This window comes from Amycolatopsis bartoniae (genome assembly GCF_014191255.1).
Taxonomy (GTDB): Bacteria; Actinomycetota; Actinomycetes; order Mycobacteriales; family Pseudonocardiaceae; genus Amycolatopsis_E; species Amycolatopsis_E bartoniae.
Genome location: NZ_JACHWH010000002.1, coordinates 498,458 through 513,251 on the forward strand (window position 1 = coordinate 498,458; position 14,794 = coordinate 513,251).

General features: G+C 71.2%; 15 protein-coding genes. 8 read left to right on the forward strand and 7 right to left on the reverse strand.

The annotated features are described in order from the left end of the window. The 3 genes from FHX82_RS14265 to FHX82_RS14275 are packed head-to-tail and all read right to left on the reverse strand — an operon-like array spanning position 1 to position 3,085. Complete coding sequence (locus FHX82_RS14265) at positions 1-828, reverse strand: carbohydrate ABC transporter permease (protein WP_145936824.1); 828 nt, start codon at positions 826-828, stop codon at positions 1-3. Beyond that, complete coding sequence (locus FHX82_RS14270; protein WP_145936825.1) at positions 825-1,793, reverse strand: carbohydrate ABC transporter permease; 969 nt, start codon at positions 1,791-1,793, stop codon at positions 825-827. Before FHX82_RS14270 ends, FHX82_RS14265 begins: the two co-directional genes overlap by 4 nt. Positions 1,794-1,810: 17 nt before the next feature. After that, positions 1,811-3,085: an ABC transporter substrate-binding protein gene (locus tag FHX82_RS14275; RefSeq protein WP_373308641.1), complete on the reverse strand. Its 1,275-nt coding sequence runs from the start codon at positions 3,083-3,085 to the stop codon at positions 1,811-1,813. A gap of 149 nt (positions 3,086-3,234) precedes the next feature. On the opposite strand from FHX82_RS14275, the gene FHX82_RS14280 reads away from it, so the two are divergent. Genes FHX82_RS14280 through FHX82_RS14300 form a run of 5 tightly spaced genes read left to right on the forward strand, consistent with a single transcriptional unit; the run spans position 3,235 to position 7,684 of the window. Then, complete coding sequence (locus FHX82_RS14280; RefSeq protein ID WP_145936827.1) at positions 3,235-4,254, forward strand: LacI family DNA-binding transcriptional regulator; 1,020 nt, start codon at positions 3,235-3,237, stop codon at positions 4,252-4,254. A gap of 33 nt (positions 4,255-4,287) precedes the next feature. Continuing rightward, entirely contained in the window at positions 4,288-5,199 is a 912-nt protein-coding gene (locus FHX82_RS14285; RefSeq protein ID WP_145936828.1) for a DNA polymerase III subunit beta family protein, read from the forward strand. Beyond that, positions 5,192-5,611: a hypothetical protein gene (locus FHX82_RS14290; RefSeq protein WP_229880897.1), complete on the forward strand. Its 420-nt coding sequence runs from the start codon at positions 5,192-5,194 to the stop codon at positions 5,609-5,611. Before FHX82_RS14285 ends, FHX82_RS14290 begins: the two co-directional genes overlap by 8 nt. A gap of 9 nt (positions 5,612-5,620) precedes the next feature. Then, positions 5,621-6,766 carry an amidohydrolase family protein gene (locus tag FHX82_RS14295; protein ID WP_145936830.1) on the forward strand — a complete coding sequence of 382 codons (1,146 nt, stop codon included), beginning with the start codon at positions 5,621-5,623 and terminating at the stop codon, positions 6,764-6,766. Between the two features lie 9 nt (positions 6,767-6,775). Then, positions 6,776-7,684, forward strand: coding sequence for a LysR family transcriptional regulator (locus tag FHX82_RS14300; protein WP_145936831.1), 909 nt, complete (start codon positions 6,776-6,778; stop codon positions 7,682-7,684). 381 nt (positions 7,685-8,065) lie between these two features. Here FHX82_RS14300 and FHX82_RS14305 read toward each other — a convergent pair whose 3' ends face one another. Together FHX82_RS14305 and FHX82_RS14310 are read right to left on the reverse strand one after the other, a co-directional pair. Then, complete coding sequence (locus tag FHX82_RS14305) at positions 8,066-9,388, reverse strand: aldehyde dehydrogenase family protein (protein ID WP_145936832.1); 1,323 nt, start codon at positions 9,386-9,388, stop codon at positions 8,066-8,068. A gap of 2 nt (positions 9,389-9,390) precedes the next feature. Next, on the reverse strand, positions 9,391-9,906 hold the full coding sequence (locus FHX82_RS14310) for a DUF1360 domain-containing protein (RefSeq protein ID WP_145936833.1): 516 nt from the start codon (positions 9,904-9,906) through the stop codon (positions 9,391-9,393). A 75-nt stretch (positions 9,907-9,981) separates the two neighbouring features. Here FHX82_RS14310 and FHX82_RS14315 point away from each other — a divergent pair, with 75 nt between their 5' ends. The 3 genes from FHX82_RS14315 to FHX82_RS14325 are packed head-to-tail and all read left to right on the forward strand — an operon-like array spanning position 9,982 to position 12,000. Further along, complete coding sequence (locus tag FHX82_RS14315) at positions 9,982-10,224, forward strand: DUF2630 family protein (RefSeq protein ID WP_145936834.1); 243 nt, start codon at positions 9,982-9,984, stop codon at positions 10,222-10,224. Between the two features lie 5 nt (positions 10,225-10,229). Then, positions 10,230-11,348: a sensor histidine kinase gene (locus FHX82_RS14320; protein WP_145936835.1), complete on the forward strand. Its 1,119-nt coding sequence runs from the start codon at positions 10,230-10,232 to the stop codon at positions 11,346-11,348. Between the two features lies 1 nt (position 11,349). After that, positions 11,350-12,000: a response regulator transcription factor gene (locus FHX82_RS14325; RefSeq protein ID WP_145936836.1), complete on the forward strand. Its 651-nt coding sequence runs from the start codon at positions 11,350-11,352 to the stop codon at positions 11,998-12,000. On the opposite strand, the gene FHX82_RS14330 is transcribed toward FHX82_RS14325, so the two are convergent. Next, a complete protein-coding gene (locus FHX82_RS14330) occupies positions 11,986-13,398 on the reverse strand; it encodes an ArnT family glycosyltransferase (protein WP_145936837.1) in 1,413 nt (470 codons plus the stop codon). The two genes, FHX82_RS14325 and FHX82_RS14330, sit on opposite strands and share 15 nt — an antisense overlap. A 226-nt stretch (positions 13,399-13,624) precedes the next feature. Next, positions 13,625-14,668, reverse strand: a complete 1,044-nt coding sequence (locus FHX82_RS14335; RefSeq protein WP_145936838.1) for an endo-1,4-beta-xylanase — start codon at positions 14,666-14,668, stop codon at positions 13,625-13,627. Between the last annotated feature and the right edge of the window lie 126 nt (positions 14,669-14,794).

Genomic DNA, 14,794 nt, shown 5'->3' on the forward strand with positions numbered 1-14,794 from the left:
TCAACCTTTCACAGCGCCCTGCATGATCCCGGCCACGATCTGGCGGCCGAGCAGCAGGAAGACGATGAGGATCGGGATCGTGGCCAGCGTCGTGCCCGCCAGGACCAGTGAGTAGTCGACGTAGTAGCCGCTCTGCAGCCGCTCCAACGCGAGCTGCACCGTCGGGTTCTCCGCGTCGAGCACGATGAGCGGCCACAGGAAGTCGTTCCAGGACATCATGAACGTGAACATCGCCAGCACCGCGGCGGCCGGGCGCACTGCGGGCAGGCACACGTTGAGGAAGGTGCGGAAGACGCTGCAGCCGTCCACCCGCGCCGCCTCGATCAGCTCGTACGGGACGGCGTCCACTGTGTACTGTCGCATCCAGAACACGCCGAACGCGGTCACCAGGTTCGGCACGATCACCGCCTGCAGGTGCCCGGCCCAGCCGAACTTCGCCATCGCGATGAACAGCGGGATCACGCCGAGCTGGGTCGGCACCGCGAGCGTCACCACGATGAACACGAACAGCGGGTTGCTGCCGCGGAAGCGCAGCTTGGCGAACGCGAACCCGGCCAGCGACGAGAACAGCACCGTGGTCAGCGTGACCGTGCCGGACACGATGAGGCTGTTGCCGAGCGCCTTCCAGAACGCCACCACGTCGAACACCCGCGCCGCGTTGGCGAAGAAGTTCCCGCCCGGCAGCAGCGACGGCAGGTGGTCGGACAGCATCGAGGCGTCCCGGCTGGCGACCAGGAACTGCCAGTAGAACGGGAAGAACGACACGAGCACGAACACGCCCAGCGCCACGTAGACGAGCGGGTTCGCGCGGCCGAGCCTGGCGATCATCGGATCCGTCCCATCCGCCGGGTGAGCAGGAAGTTCAGCAACGCGATGACGATGATGAGCAGGAACAGCACCCACGCGATCGCCGACGCGTAGCCGAGGTCGAAGCTCTCGAACCCGGACTGGTACAGGTAGAGCGTCACGGTCTGGAACTGGTGCGAGGAGCCGCCGTTGTTCGAGCCCGGCATCGCGTCGAACAGCTTCGGCTCGGTGAAGATCTGCAGCCCGCCGATGGTCGAGGTGATCACCACGAACACCAGCGTGGGCCGCAGCATGGGCAGCGTGACGCTGACGAACCGGCGGATCGCGCCGGCGCCGTCGACCACCGCCGCCTCCATCACTTCCTTCGGCAGCGCCTGCATGGCGGCGAGCACGATCAGCGCGTTGTAGCCCGTCCACCGCCAGTTGACCATCGTCGCGATCGCGACGTGGCTGGCGAACCGGTTGGCCTGCCAGTCGACCCGGTCCAGCCCGAATGCTTCGAGGATCGAGTTGACCAGCCCGTAGTTCGGCCCGAACAGGTTGGCGAAGATGATGCCCAGCGCCACGAGGCTCGCCGCGTACGGCAGCAGGACCCCGATGCGCCAGCCGGTGGGCCAGCGCAGCCGGGTGTTCAGCAGGGCGGCCAGCAGCACGGCGATCACCACCTGCGGGCCGCTGGAGAGCACGAAGATGGACAACGTGTTGCCCAGCGCGTGCCAGAACTGCCCGTCGCCCATCAGGTCGACGTAGTTGCCGAGGCCGAGGAACTTCGGGTGGTCGTCGCCGACCTCCCAGTCGAACAGCGACACGTACGCCGTGTAGAGCAGGGGGAACAGGCCGGCGATCCCGAACACCACGAAGAACGGCGCGATGTAGAGGTACGGCGAAACCTTCACGTCCCACCGCGCGAGCCGTTCCCGCAGCGTCGGCTTGACCGGCCCCGGCCGCGACGCCCGCTGCCGCGGTTCGAGCACGGTACTCGTCATCCTGTCCCCCCCGATCCCTACTTCGCGATCTTCTTCGCGCCGTCGACGACCTGTTGCCAGGCTTCGGCGGGTGACTTGCCCTGTTCGACGCCCTGCAGCGCCGGGCTCGTGACGTTCTCCTGGATCTGGCCGTCACCGGGGCCCTTGTACTGCGCCTTCGTGACCTTGCGCGCCTGCTCGGCGTACAGCTCGCCGACCTTGACGCCGCCGAAGTAGTCGTCCGTGGCGTTCAGCAGCTCCGGTGAGGTGAGCGCCTGCGTCTGGCTCGGGAAGTTTCCCTTGGCCTGGAACGCCTTCAGCTGCTGCTCGGGCGCGGTGAGCCAGGCCGCGAGCTCGGCGGCCTCCTTCGGGTGCTTGCTCTGCTTCGGCACCGTCAGGTACGAGCCGCCCCAGTTGCCGCCGCCGTTGGGGAACGCGTCGGTGACCGCCCACTTGCCCGCGTTCGCCGGGCCTGCGTCCTCCTTGACCACGCCGAGCATCCACGACGGGCACACGGTGGTGGCGAAGGCGCCCTGCGCGAAGCCGGTCTTCCACTCGTTGCCGAACGCGATCAGCTTGGCCGACTGCCCCTGCTGGATCGCGGTGGTCACGCGGTCCCACGCCTGCTTGATGCCCGGGTTGCTGTCGATCGTCAGGTTGTCGTTGCGGTCGAAGTAGCCGACGTCGAGCTGGTTGACCATCGAGTTGTACAGCTGCGAGGAGGCGTCGAACCACGGCTTCCCGGTTTTGGCCACATAGGACTGTCCGGCCGCGAAGTACGTGTCCCAGCTCGCGAAGAGCGCTTTCACGCCCTCGGGGTCCGACGGCAGGTTCGCCGCGGCCAGCAGGTCCTTGCGGTAGCACAGGGCGAGCGGGCCGATGTCCGTGCCGTAGCCGATGAGACGGCCGTCCTTGTCCTTGCCGCCGTCGTACTTCCAGGGGAGCCACCGGTCCGCGCTCGCGTCCTTGGGGCCGATCTCGGTGAGGTCGTTGAACTTGCTGCCCTTGTCGACGATGTCGGAGAAGTGGCCCTCCTCCACGGCGACGACGTCCTCCAGCCCGGAACCCGCCGCCAGCTTGGTGATCAGGTTCTGGTGGTAGGGACCGCCCTCGCCGGTCTTGTGGTGGGTGATCTTGATGTTCGGGTGCAGCCGCTCGTACTCGGGCAGCAGGCTCTCGTAGCCGAACTCGGTGAACGTGCCGATGGTCAGTTCGATCTGCCCACCGGCGTCCCCCGCTCCGGCCGAGCCGCCACCGCCACCGCAGGCGGTCAGGCTCGCGCCGAGCACCGCCAGTCCGATCGCGAAGCTCACGCCCTTGTGAAGGTGTCGCACGTCAACCCCTTGCTCTGGAGGTCTGAGAAAACTGGGAGCGCTCCCAGAACGCGGCCCAGTGTGTTCGTTGTCACCGTTGGTGTCAAGGTGCGATAGGGTTGGAAGCGCTCCCAGCGAAAGGACGCACAGTGACGAGCAGCCAGGACGAGAGGCCGACGCTGGAGGACGTGGCGGCCTTCGCCGGGGTCTCCCGTTCCACCGCTTCGCGGGCCCTGAACGGCGACGCGAACGTCAGCTCCCGCGCCCGGGACGCCGTGCTGGCGGCCGCGCGCGATCTCGGCTACTCCCCGAACCAGGCGGCCCGTTCGCTGGTGACGCGGCGGACCGGCGCGGTCGCGGTGGTGCTGTCCGAGCCGGAGGAGGTCGTGCTGAGCGACCCGTACCGTACCGCCGTCATGCGCGCGGGCTACCGGGAGCTGGCCGCGTCGGGCAGCCAGATGGTGTTGATGTTCAACGACGGTCGCGACGACCACGCCCGCACGCTGCGCTTCCTGGAGGGCGGGCACGTGGACGGCGCGCTCGTGTTCGCCCCGCACAAGGCGGATCCCCTCCCCCGCGCGCTGCGGCTGTTGCGGATCCCCATCGTGTACGGCGGACAGCCCGGCAACATCACGCGCGGGGTGCACGTGGTCGACTTCGACAACTGCGACGGCGCGCGACTGGCTGTGGAGCACCTGATGGACAGTGGAAGACTCCAGATCGCGACGGTCGCGGGCCCGCAGGACCAGACAGCCGCGGTGCACCGGCTGGAGGGCTGGCGCAAGACCCTCATCCGCGCGGGTATGTCAGGTCTGTCCGAGGAAGCGGACTTCACCTTCGAGGGCGGACGCGCCGCGATGACCCGGCTGCTGAAGCGAGACCCGTTCCTGAACGGGGTGTTCGTGGCCAGCGACCTCATGGCCGCCGGTGCGTTGCGCGCGCTGCACGAAGCAGGCCGCCGCGTGCCGGACGACGTCGCGGTGATCGGTTTCGACGACCACCCCGCACTCGCCACCGCGATGCACCCGCCGCTGACGACGGTGCACCAGGACCCGGCCGCGCAGGTGCAGCACATGGTCGCCACGCTGATGGCGCTGCTGGCCGGCGAGACGGTCCGCCCGCAGCGGCACGTGCTTCCGGTCTCGTTGCGGCTGCGGGAATCGGCTTGACCTTCGGGTTCCCCGAGACTTCATGATGGGCGGGTGCTGATCACCATCGGAGCGCTCGCCCGGGCCAGTGGCCTCACCCCGGGCGCACTGCGCTTCTACGCCGACTGCGGCCTGCTCGTGCCCGCCCGGGTCGACCCGGCCACCGGTTACCGCTACTACCGCCGGGAGCAGAGCGCCCGCGCCCGGCTCGTCCGGCAGCTGCGCGAGATCGACGTGCCGCTGGACGCGGTGGCCCGCATCCTGGACGGCGAACACGAGCTGCTCGACGAGCACGTGCGTGAGCTGTCCGCGCGGGCCACGCGCGCGGCCGAGGCCGCCGACGCGATCAAACGGCAGCTGGCCCCTGTCGTCGACGGCAGGGCGCTGGCCGCCGCGTTCGCGCAGGTCCTGCCCGCGGCAGGGGATTCCGGCGGACTGGCCGGGGTCTTCGTGGAACTGGCTCCGGACGAGCTCACCCTGACCGCCACCGACCGGTACCGGCTGGCCACCCGCACGCTGGCGATCCGGCAGGGCGAGCGTGGCTCCGCCGTGGTGGCGCGATCCGGCCTCGCCGCGGTCCTCCCCTGGCTCGCCGGGCAACCGTCGGTGACGCCGGTACTGACCCCCGGCGCGCTCACGCTGTCGGCCGACCCGGAACGGCGCCGCTGCGCCACGATCGACCCCGCGTTCCCGGACTACCGCCTGATGCTGTCGGCGTTGCCGCCGGCCTCCCGGAGGGTCGTGCTCCGCCGTGACGAGCTGCCGGAGGCAGCCGGAGGGCGGGTCCACGTCGCCGCGCTGGGACTGACCTTCGAAGCCGCGACCCTGCGGAACGCGGTCGCCACCGCGGTCGGCCCGGAGCTGCTGTGTGAGGTCGCCGCGCCGGACCTGCCCGTCGTGATCCGCTCCGCCACCGATGGCACCGCCACCACGCTGGCCATGCCACTGGAGCCGTGCCGTGGCTGACGAAACGATGCTCGCGATCACCGAAGCGGTCCGGGCGGGCGACCGGGAGCGGTTGACGGCGCTGTGGACACCCGACGGCGACCCGCTGCACCGCTGCACGGTGGCCCACCACCTCGCCGACCTGTGCGAGCACCCCGCCGAGTCACTGGCGTGGAACGTGCGTGCCCTCGACGCCGCCGGCCGGCTGACCGACGAACGCCTGCGAGCCCACCACGACGGGCTGCGGGTGCGCGGTTTCTACCCCTCGCTGCACCTGAACCTGGCGGAGGACTACCGCAGGCTCGGCGCGATCGACGCGGCCCGACGGCATCTGGAGGAGGCCCGCGCGCGGCTGGACGCACTCGCCGACGACGCGTACGGCACCACAGTCCGCACCGGAATCGAGAACGTGGAACGAGCGATTCGCGAGTAGCATTTCCCGATGAGGCTGCGAGCGGCGAAACTCTTCGACGGGACGGCGCTGCGGGAAAATCCCGTGCTGACGCTGGACGGCGAACGGATCACCGCCGTCGAGTTCGGGGTGCCCGCGCCGGACGCGGTCGACCTCGGTGCCGCGACGCTGTTGCCGGGGCTGGTCGACGCGCACGTCCACCTCGCCTTCGACGCCGGCGCGAACCCCGTCGCGGCGCTCGCCGACCGCGACGACGAGCAGGCGCTCGAAGCGATGCGCACGGCGGCCCGGACCGCGTTGCGCGCGGGCATCACGACGGTGCGCGACCTCGGCGACCGCGGTTACCTGGCGCTGCGCCTGCGCGGCGAGCCCGGGCTGCCCACGATCCTCGCCGCCGGGCCGCCGCTCACCACGCCGCGCGGGCACTGCCACTACCTCGGCGGCGCGGTCGACCCCACTCCGGACGCGGTGCGCGCCGCCGTGCGGGAACGCGCCGAGCGGGGCGTGGACGTCGTGAAGATCATGGCCAGCGGCGGCACCCTCACCCCGGGCACCCGGCAGGAGGACACCCAGTTCGACGTGCCCGAGCTGCGGGCGGCCGTCGAGGAGGCGCACCGGCTCGGCCTGCCCGTGACGGCGCACGTCCATGCCACGCAAGCGATCCGCAACGCCGTCGAGGCGCATGTGGACGGTCTGGAGCACGTCTCGTTCTGGGCCGCGGACGGGGTGGACGATCCCCCGCCGGACCTGGTGCGGGACATCGTCGAGCGGCGGATCGTCGTCGGGGCCACGATGGGTACCGTGCCCGGAGGGGGCGTGGTGGCCCCCGCGGTCCGCTCGCGCCTGGCCAAGATCGTCGAGAACGTCCGGCTGCTGCACCGGTCCGGCGTGCGGATGGTGCTCAGCAGTGACGCGGGAATCGCCCCGCCCAAACCCCACGACGTGCTGCGGCACAGCATCGTTCTCGCGGGCGAGGCCGGGCTGGCGCCCGACGAGGTGCTGCGGCTGGTCACGCGGTACGCGGCGGAGGCGTGCGGGCTCGGCGACCGCAAGGGCAGGCTGGCGCCCGGCTTCGACGCCGACATCCTCGCCGTGGACGGTGATCCGCTCGCCGACCTGACGGCGGTCCACCGCGTCCGTGCGGTGTTCGCGCGTGGGCGGATCGTGCCGGGTTAGGGTGCCGGGGTGGAGTTGTTTCACCTGCGTTACTTCGTGGCGGTGGCCGAAGAGCTGAACTACTCCCAGGCGGCGCGGAAGCTGCACATGGCGACGTCCCCGTTGAGCCGCCGCGTCAAGGACCTCGAACGCGAGCTGGGGCAGGAACTGTTCAAGCGCAGCACGCACGCGGTCGAGCTGACCCCGGCGGGGCAGGCGCTGCTGCCGTTGGCGCGGGACGTGCTGGAGCGGGTGGGAGCGATCCCATGGCGCCTGCGGGAGGCGGCGCACGGCGAGCGGAGCACGGTGTTCGTCGGGGTGCCCGCCGGGTTGCACCCGAGCCTGCGCGCGAAGCTGCAGGTGCTGGCGGAGCAGGCGCGGGGTTCGGTCGACCTCAAGCGGTGGCCGGGGCCGAGCGCGGGACTGGTCGAGGCTGTGCACGACGGGAGGCTCGCGCTCGCGCTGGTCCGGCTCCCGGTGGCGGATCCGGCGCTGGAGGTGGCGGAGGTGCTGGCGGAACGGCTCGGCGCGGTGGTGCCGGCGGACCGGTTCGCGGGGCACGAGTCGGTGCGGCTGGCGGAGCTGACGGAACTGTCCTATGTGCCCGCGCCGAGTGACAACATGCCCGCCTACTTCGAGGAACTCGACGCGGCGCTCAACGCGGCCGGCGTGCGCAAGCGGCTGTGGCTGCCGCAGGGCGACTACTCGGGCATCGCGGAGCTGGTGTCGAGCGGGATCGCGTTCTCGATCTCGATGCTGGACCCGCAGAGCCCGATGCAGCTGTACCGCCTGGAGAACACGGTGACCCTGCCGTTCGCCGACCTCGACCCGCACCTCACGACGGCACTGGCCTGGCATGCCGACCGAGCCCGGCCGGGCTCGGAACTGGCCCCGCTCATCCAGGCGGCGAAGGAGATTTTCGGGGTCGGCGGGAAGTGAGGGTGGCAACCCGCACGCTTATCGACGTGGCGCGCAACCCGGGCCACCGGGTAGCCGGGCCGCTTCGCGGTGCGGCCCGCGGGCGCGAACGCTGCCCAGCCAGTAGCCGGGGGCGCGAGCCAAGCCAGTGACGGCGGCCGGGCGTGTGACCGCAGCAACCCGCACGCTTATCGAGATGGCGCCGCAACCAGGGCCGCCAGGTGGCCGGGCCGCTTCGCGATGCAACTCGCGGGTGCGAACATGCCCAGCCAGTAGCCGGGGCGCGACCCAAGCCAGCGCCCCTGACGGCGGCGGCCCCCGCGCGGGGGCCGGGCGTGTGGCCGGGGCGCGACCCAACCGGCGCCGCGGTGGCCGGGGCCTCGACCCCGGCCACCGCGAAGCTCACCGGGGCGCGGGTTCCAGGTGTACGACCTTCATGCGCGTCATCTCGTCCAGCAGCTCCGGGCCGTAACCGAAGCCCTCGCCGCTCGCGCCGTGCGGCTGGGCCGCGCCGCCGGGGGCGCCGCCGAACACGGCGTTCACCTTGACCGTCCCCACGGGCAGCTCACGCCACGCCCGCTGCGCGTGCTCCATCGAGCTCGTCAGCACTGTCGCCGCCAACCCGTACCTGTCGTCGCACGCTTCCCGCAGCGCCTGGTCGAAGTCGTCGACCACGCGGACCGGCGCGACGGGGCCGAAGGTCTCCTCCCGCAGGATCCGCATCGTCGGCTCGCAGTCCGTCAGCACTGTCGCCGGGTAGAACGAACCCTCCCCCGGCTCGCCTCCGGTCAGCAGCCGGGCGCCGTCGGCGACCGCCTCCGTCACCTGGGCGTGCACCTCGTCCCGCAGCCGCTCGTCGACCAGCCGCGCGAGCGGCACCTCGTCCGGGCGCTTGCGGGCCTCGGCGACCAGTGCGTCCAGGAACTCGTCCGCGATCGCGCGCGGCACGTAGATCCGTTCCACCGACACGCAGATCTGCCCGGCGTTCGCGAACGAGCCCAGCGCCGCCTGCTCCGCCGCCCACCGCGGGTCGACGTCGTCGTCCACGATCAACGGGTCGTTGCCGCCGTTCTCCAGCAGCACCTTGGCCCCCGTCGTCGCCGCGGCCGCCGCGATCGAGCGGCCGGTCGCGGTGCTGCCGACGTGCGCGATCAGGTCGGCGTCCGGGTGCGCGGCCAGCTGCGCGCCGACCCGCCCGTCACCGGACACGCACCGCAGCACGCCCTCGGGCAGCTCCTCGGCCAGGATCTCCGTCAGGAGCGCTCCCACCCGCGGGCAGCGCTCGCTCGGCTTGTGCACCACCGTGTTCCCCGTCGCCAACGCCGCGCCGAGCAGTCCGCACGCCACCGCGACCGGGTCGTTCCATGGCGTCAGCGCGACCACCACGCCCCGCGCCTCGGGCACCATCACGTCCGTCGCGCCCCAGCCGCCCTGCAGGCTGCGGCCGCGGTGCGTCGGCCCGAGCTCCGCGTACTGCTCCAGCGTGCCCGCCCCGGCCTCGATCCCGCCCTTGGCCTCGTCGAGCAGCTTGCCGGTCTCCTGGAAGTTCAGCTCGGCCAGCTCGTCGATCCGCGCCCGCAGCCGCGCCGCCGCGGCCTTCAGCACCGCGGCGCGCTCGGCGGCGGGAGTGCGCGACCACACGGCGAAAGCCCGCCGCGCGGACACGATCGCCTCGTCCGCCTCACCGAAAGTCGCCGTGGTCCCGCGCTCGATCACGTCGGTCATCGTCACCCCTTCTCCGCGAGCTGCTGTGCCTTCGCGTACGCCAACTGCAGGAAGTCCGCCCCGGTCAGCGCCGCGAACGCGCCGGCCACCAGCCGGGTCACGCGTGGCGCGAACAGCAGGCCGAACGTGAACGCCGTCACGACCCACATGTCGAGGCAGAACGGACACGACAACAGCTCCCCCAGGCTGTGCCGCACCCCGCTGGGTTTACGGACCTCCTCCATCACCTCCGCGGGGCCGCCCGCTCCGGAGTACCGGGTGAACGGGGCCCGCAACGGGCTGGTGACGGCGTCCTTGGTCAGTGTCCTGGACAACTTGTGCGTGCCCAGTGCGACCACCACCAGGTCTTCCTTGGCCACCTTCGCCGGCAGCTTCCTGCCGGTCAGCGCGGCGACCGCCGACGCGATGGCGACGAGCACCCCGTACACCGACATCACCGCGACATAGCCACCGAGCGGCCGGTCCTCGCCGTCGCGGTAGGCCCGGGCCTGGTCCTTCAGCTCGTGCAGAGCAGACATGCGCCCTCCTTCCGCCCGCAGGACTACCCGCGCAGGTCGCGCGCAACCCCCGCGCGCCCGGGGTACGGTGAGCGCGTGACGGAGAAGGACATCATCGGCAACATCGACGCGCTGATCGCCGAGGAGCACGAGCTCCGCGAGAAGGCGACCGGCAGCGGCCTGGAGGACGCCGACCGCGCGCGTGTCCGGCAGATCGAGGAGCAGCTGGACCAGTGCTGGGACCTGCTGCGCCAGCGCCGCGCCCGCCGCGAGTTCGGCGAGAACGAGAACGACGCCGAGGTGCGCCCCGTCAACGAGGTCGAGCACTACCAGCAGTAGCCGCGATGCGGCGCCGGGAGGTGCTCAGCCTCGTCGCGGCGGGCGGGCTGTTCGCGCTGCTCGACGTCGCGCTGGCGGGGCGTCCCGGTCCGGACCTCCCGCTGCTGCTGCTCGTCGACTGCTCGCTGCCCCTGCTCGGCCGCTTCCCCCGCGCGGTCGCCGCGCTGACGGTGGCGGTGTCCGTGGCGCTGCTCGGGATCGACCAGCACTCGCTCAGCCCGGTCACCGTGCCACGCGCGACGCCGGTCGTGATCATCGTGCTGGTTCTGCGCGCCGACCGGCGGTTCGCGCTGGCCGTGGTGGCGGTGCTCGCCGTCGTCGCCGGGCAGTGGTGGCGGCCGAGCTGGCTGGTCACGCCGGTGGGGCTGCTGAGCACCGCCGGTCCCGCGCTCGCGACGCTGTACTTCGACGCCCGGCGGCAGCTGCTGCGTTCGTTGCGGGAGCGGGCCGAACGCGCCGAACGCGAACGGCACCTGCTGGCCGAGCAGGCCCGTGCGGAGGAACGCCGCCGGCTCGCCGCGGAGATGCACGACGTGGTCACGCACAGGCTGAGCCTGATCGTGTTGCAGGCGGGCGCGCTGCGGCTGACCTCCGGTGAGCAGTCGGTGCGGGCGGCGGCGGAGGACATCCGCGAGTCCGGCGCGCACGCCCTGCGGGAGCTGCGTGACCTCGTGGGTGTGTTGCGCAGCGACGGGCAGGTCACCAGGCAGGACCGGCCGGTGTCCGTGCCGGACGTCGCGACGCTCGTGGCCGAGTCGGAGTCGGTGGGCGTGCCGGTGGAGCTGATCACCGAGGGCGACCCGGCTGGGATCGCTCCCACCGTCGCGCGGACGGTGTTCCGGGTGGTGCAGGAGGCGCTCACCAACGTCCGCAAGCACGCGCCGGGCGCGCGGGCGAAGGTCGAACTGCGTTACACCGCAACAGGTGTGGAGGTCCGCGTGACCAACACCGCGGCCACGGCAGCGCCCGACCCGGCGCTGACCGGCGGCGGCAGCGGGCTCGACGGGCTCGGGCAGCGGGTGGAGCTGGTCGGCGGCACCCTACACAGCGGTCCGACCGGCGAGGGCGGCTTCGCCGTCAGTGCGATACTTCCGGCGTACGTGACCACCACGGAAAGCCGGTGAGATGATCCGCCTCGTCCTCGTCGACGACGAGCCGATGGTGCTCGCGCACCTGCGCACGATCCTGGAGTCCGCCGAGGACATCACGGTCGCGGGGCAGGCACAGGACGGGGCCGAGGCGGTCGAGGCCGTGGTGCGCCACCGGCCGCACGTGGTGCTGATGGACCTGCGGATGCCCGGAGTCGACGGACTGACGGCGATCGAGTGGATCACGAAGCTGCCCGAGCCGCCGGCCGTCGTCGCGCTGACCACGTTCGACGCCGACTCCTACGTGCTGCGGGCGTTGCAGGCGGGGGCGTCGGGATTCCTGGTGAAGTCCACGCCACCGGAGGACCTGATCGGGCTCGTCCGGGTGGCGGCGGACGGGCACACCGTGCTGTCCCCCGAAGCGGCGCGGCGGCTGGTGGCTGCTTCCGGAGACGTCCGCAGACGCACCGAGGAGGCGCGACGACGCCTCGTCGGTCTCACCGAGCGCGAGGTGGACGTACTGGCCTGCCTGGGTTACGGACTGTCCAATGCGGACATAGCGGCGAAGCTGCACCTGTCCGAGGCGACGGTGAAGAGCTACGTCTCGCGCATGCTGGTCAAGCTGGGTTGCGCGAACCGCACGCAGGCGGGGTTGCTGGCGCACGAGGCGGACCTACTGCGTCCGTAACCGGGGCCACAGCTGTTCCCACGACACTGTCCGTCCTGTGTAGAGGGTCGCGAAGTCGGGCACGATCGGTTGTGCACTGGTGAAAGCCTTCTGCAGTGCGGGGTTCTGGGTGCCGAAGAACAACACGGTGTCGTCCTGTTCCGGTGGCTTCCCGAAGTAGTAGTAGCCGCGGTGGCCGCTGTAGGCACGTGGCACCGCGGCGCCGAACATGTCCACTCCCGCGGCGAACACGTACGAGTCGGTGAGCACCGCTGTGTGTGCACGGAGTTCGGGCGGCAACGCAAGGTAGGTCTGGTCGATCTGCTGGGCCAGCGGCACCAGCAGGCCATCGGCCTCGACGTAGGTCTTCGCCGTCACGGTGAACGGGACGTCCGGCAGCCGCTGCGCGACCGCCTTGGGGTAGACGGGAATGCTCAACAGCGCGTTCACCACCGAGGCGGCGAGCACCAGCGCCCCACTCCATTTCAGCACGCGCGGCCACCGGATCTCCTGCAGTCCCACCGCGGCCGCCGCGAACGGCACCGAGTAGAGGCTGAACAGGTAGTAGGACCGGCCGGACGTCACGGCGAACGCGACGACCAGCCCGAGCACGGTGACGCCGAGGAAGCGATATTCGCGGGAGCGCAGCAGCCAGCCGAGCCCGAACAACAGCAGTGGCAACCCCGCGAGCAGCCCCGCGCCCGCCAGCCCGTCCCACAGGTAGCCGCCCAGCCCGGGAAACTCCGCGGCGACCACCTGCTGCATGTGTGTGTAGGGCCAGCCGTGCGTCGCCTGCCAGACGAGCGTCGGCACGGTGGCGAGCACGGCGATCAGCCCGCCCACCCACAGCAGGGGCCTGCGCAGCAGCTCGCGGGGACCGAACAGCAGCGACGTGACGGCCAGCGCGGCCCACAGTGCGGGCACGAGGAACTTCGTCTCCAGGGAGAACGCGGTCACCACGCCCGCGGCGAGCAACAGGCGGTCGTCCCGCCGCCGGGTCCACCGCACGACCAGCCACAGGATGAGCGTCCAGAAGAACGGGTCGAGCGAGTAGGTTGCGAGCCAGTGCGCGACCCGGACCGCGCCGGAAAGCGCGTACGCGGTGGCGGCGAGAACCTGCGCGGGCACGCGGCCGCCCAGCTCCTTCGCCGTCATCCCGGCCAGCCACACCCCCGCGGCGCCGGCGAGCGTGACGGGCAGCCGCAGCGCGACCAGCGAACCGGGGAACAGCTGCTGCGCGAGCCCGGCGAGCGCCGGAACCAGTGGTGGCTGGTCGAAGTAGCCCCACGCGAGGTGGTCGTGGCCCGCGACGACGAAGTACGCCTCGTCGAAGAAGTAGCCGTAGTTGCGGCTCGCGACCAGCAGCAGCACCCCGGTGAGGAGCGCGATACCGGGCACGGCGAGGCGGGCTGGTTGCATGGTCCGAACCAACCATGCACGTCCCGCTCCCCGACAGCCCGGCAAGTGGGTTGTGGCAGCAACGAAAGTTGCACTCGCTCACAACGTTTCCCCGCAGCGGAGTGCGAAAGCGGTCGCTACCGTCGAGGCGTTCCGGTTTCCCTGCTGGGGGTAGGGAAAGCGGCTGGGCCCGGCGTGGCCCGGAAGGGACTTGCCGCACGCCGGGCCCGCCCCGGTGCGGAGGGGGTCAGGCGGCTTCTCGTGCCACCGACCTCGCCGCCAGCTCCGCCCGCACCGCGTCATAGGCCGGTTTCGGCCGGAAGTTCTCGTCCAGCAGGTTCGCCGCGCCCTCGCCGGTGAAGGTGCCCGGCACCCACGAGTACTTGTCGGTGAAACCCCAGACGGTGAACGAGATGCAGTGCCTCGTGGCGAGGCAGTCGCCGAGGACGCCGCGGTAGACGTCCGCCTGCGCCTGGAGTTTCGCGGCGTCGGGGGGCATCACCATGCGTACGTCGGCTTCCGTGATCGCCGTGTCGAGGCCGAGCCGGTCGAACCGCCACAGGTTCTGGCGCAGTGTCGTGGGTGCCGCGTCGACCGTGAGGTGTGCCTGGACGCCGACGCCGTCGATCGGCACGCCCTGCCTGCGCAGGTCCCGCACCAGTGCGTACACGGCGTCGCTCTTCGCGTTGACGTCCTCGATGTTGTAGTCGTTGTAGAACAGTTTCGCGTTCGGGTCGGCCTGGTGCGCCCAGCGGAACGCGTCCGCGATGTAGCCGGGGCCCAGTGTGCGCAGCCAGATCGTGTCGCGCAGCGTGCCGTCCTCGTTGAACGCCTCGTTCACCACGTCCCACTGCCAGATCCGGCCGCGGAAGTGACCGACGGTGTCGAAGATGTGCTGCCGCAGGATCGCGCGCAGCTCGTCGGCGGAGAAGTCGGTGGCCGTCAGCCACGCGGGCAGCTGGTTGTGCCACACCAGCACGTGCCCGCGCACCGCCTGCCCGTGCTGCCGGGCGAAGCCCACCAGCCGGTCGGCCGCGCTCCAGTCGTACTGGCCGCGCTGCGGTTCGAGCACCTCCCACTTCATCACGTTCTCCGGGGTCACGGTGGAGAACTCGCTGCCGACCCGCTGCCGGTAGACCGCGTCGTCCGCGAGCGCCGACATGTCGACCGCGGTGCCGATGCGGAGGTCGTGCCGGGCGGCCAGCGTCCGCAGCGTCGGTGGCGACGCGGCGGCGGCCGGTGCGGTGAGTAGTACGAGTATCCCGACGACAATGGCGAGGATTCTACGCATGAGGGCTCCGGAAATTGTCGAAACATTTCGAACGGAATCAGGCTGCCCGGTGACAGTAGAACGGGTTTACTTTTCGCGTCAAGAACAGCACACTGGGAGACCGCTCGGGAAACGATTATCGAAAAG

Bases quoted from the DNA above. Each gene is read 5' to 3' on its own strand.
- FHX82_RS14265 (WP_145936824.1), bottom strand. From the start codon at position 828: ATGATCGCCAGGCTCGGCCGCGCGAACCCGCTCGTCTACGTGGCGCTG.
- FHX82_RS14270 (WP_145936825.1), bottom strand. From the start codon at position 1,793: ATGACGAGTACCGTGCTCGAACCGCGGCAGCGGGCGTCGCGGCCGGGG.
- FHX82_RS14295 (WP_145936830.1), top strand. From the start codon at position 5,621: ATGAGGCTGCGAGCGGCGAAACTCTTCGACGGGACGGCGCTGCGGGAA.
- FHX82_RS14305 (WP_145936832.1), bottom strand. From the start codon at position 9,388: ATGACCGACGTGATCGAGCGCGGGACCACGGCGACTTTCGGTGAGGCG.
- FHX82_RS14310 (WP_145936833.1), bottom strand. From the start codon at position 9,906: ATGTCTGCTCTGCACGAGCTGAAGGACCAGGCCCGGGCCTACCGCGAC.
- FHX82_RS14320 (WP_145936835.1), top strand. From the start codon at position 10,230: ATGCGGCGCCGGGAGGTGCTCAGCCTCGTCGCGGCGGGCGGGCTGTTC.
- FHX82_RS14325 (WP_145936836.1), top strand. From the start codon at position 11,350: ATGATCCGCCTCGTCCTCGTCGACGACGAGCCGATGGTGCTCGCGCAC.
- FHX82_RS14330 (WP_145936837.1), bottom strand. From the start codon at position 13,398: ATGCAACCAGCCCGCCTCGCCGTGCCCGGTATCGCGCTCCTCACCGGG.
- FHX82_RS14335 (WP_145936838.1), bottom strand. From the start codon at position 14,668: ATGCGTAGAATCCTCGCCATTGTCGTCGGGATACTCGTACTACTCACC.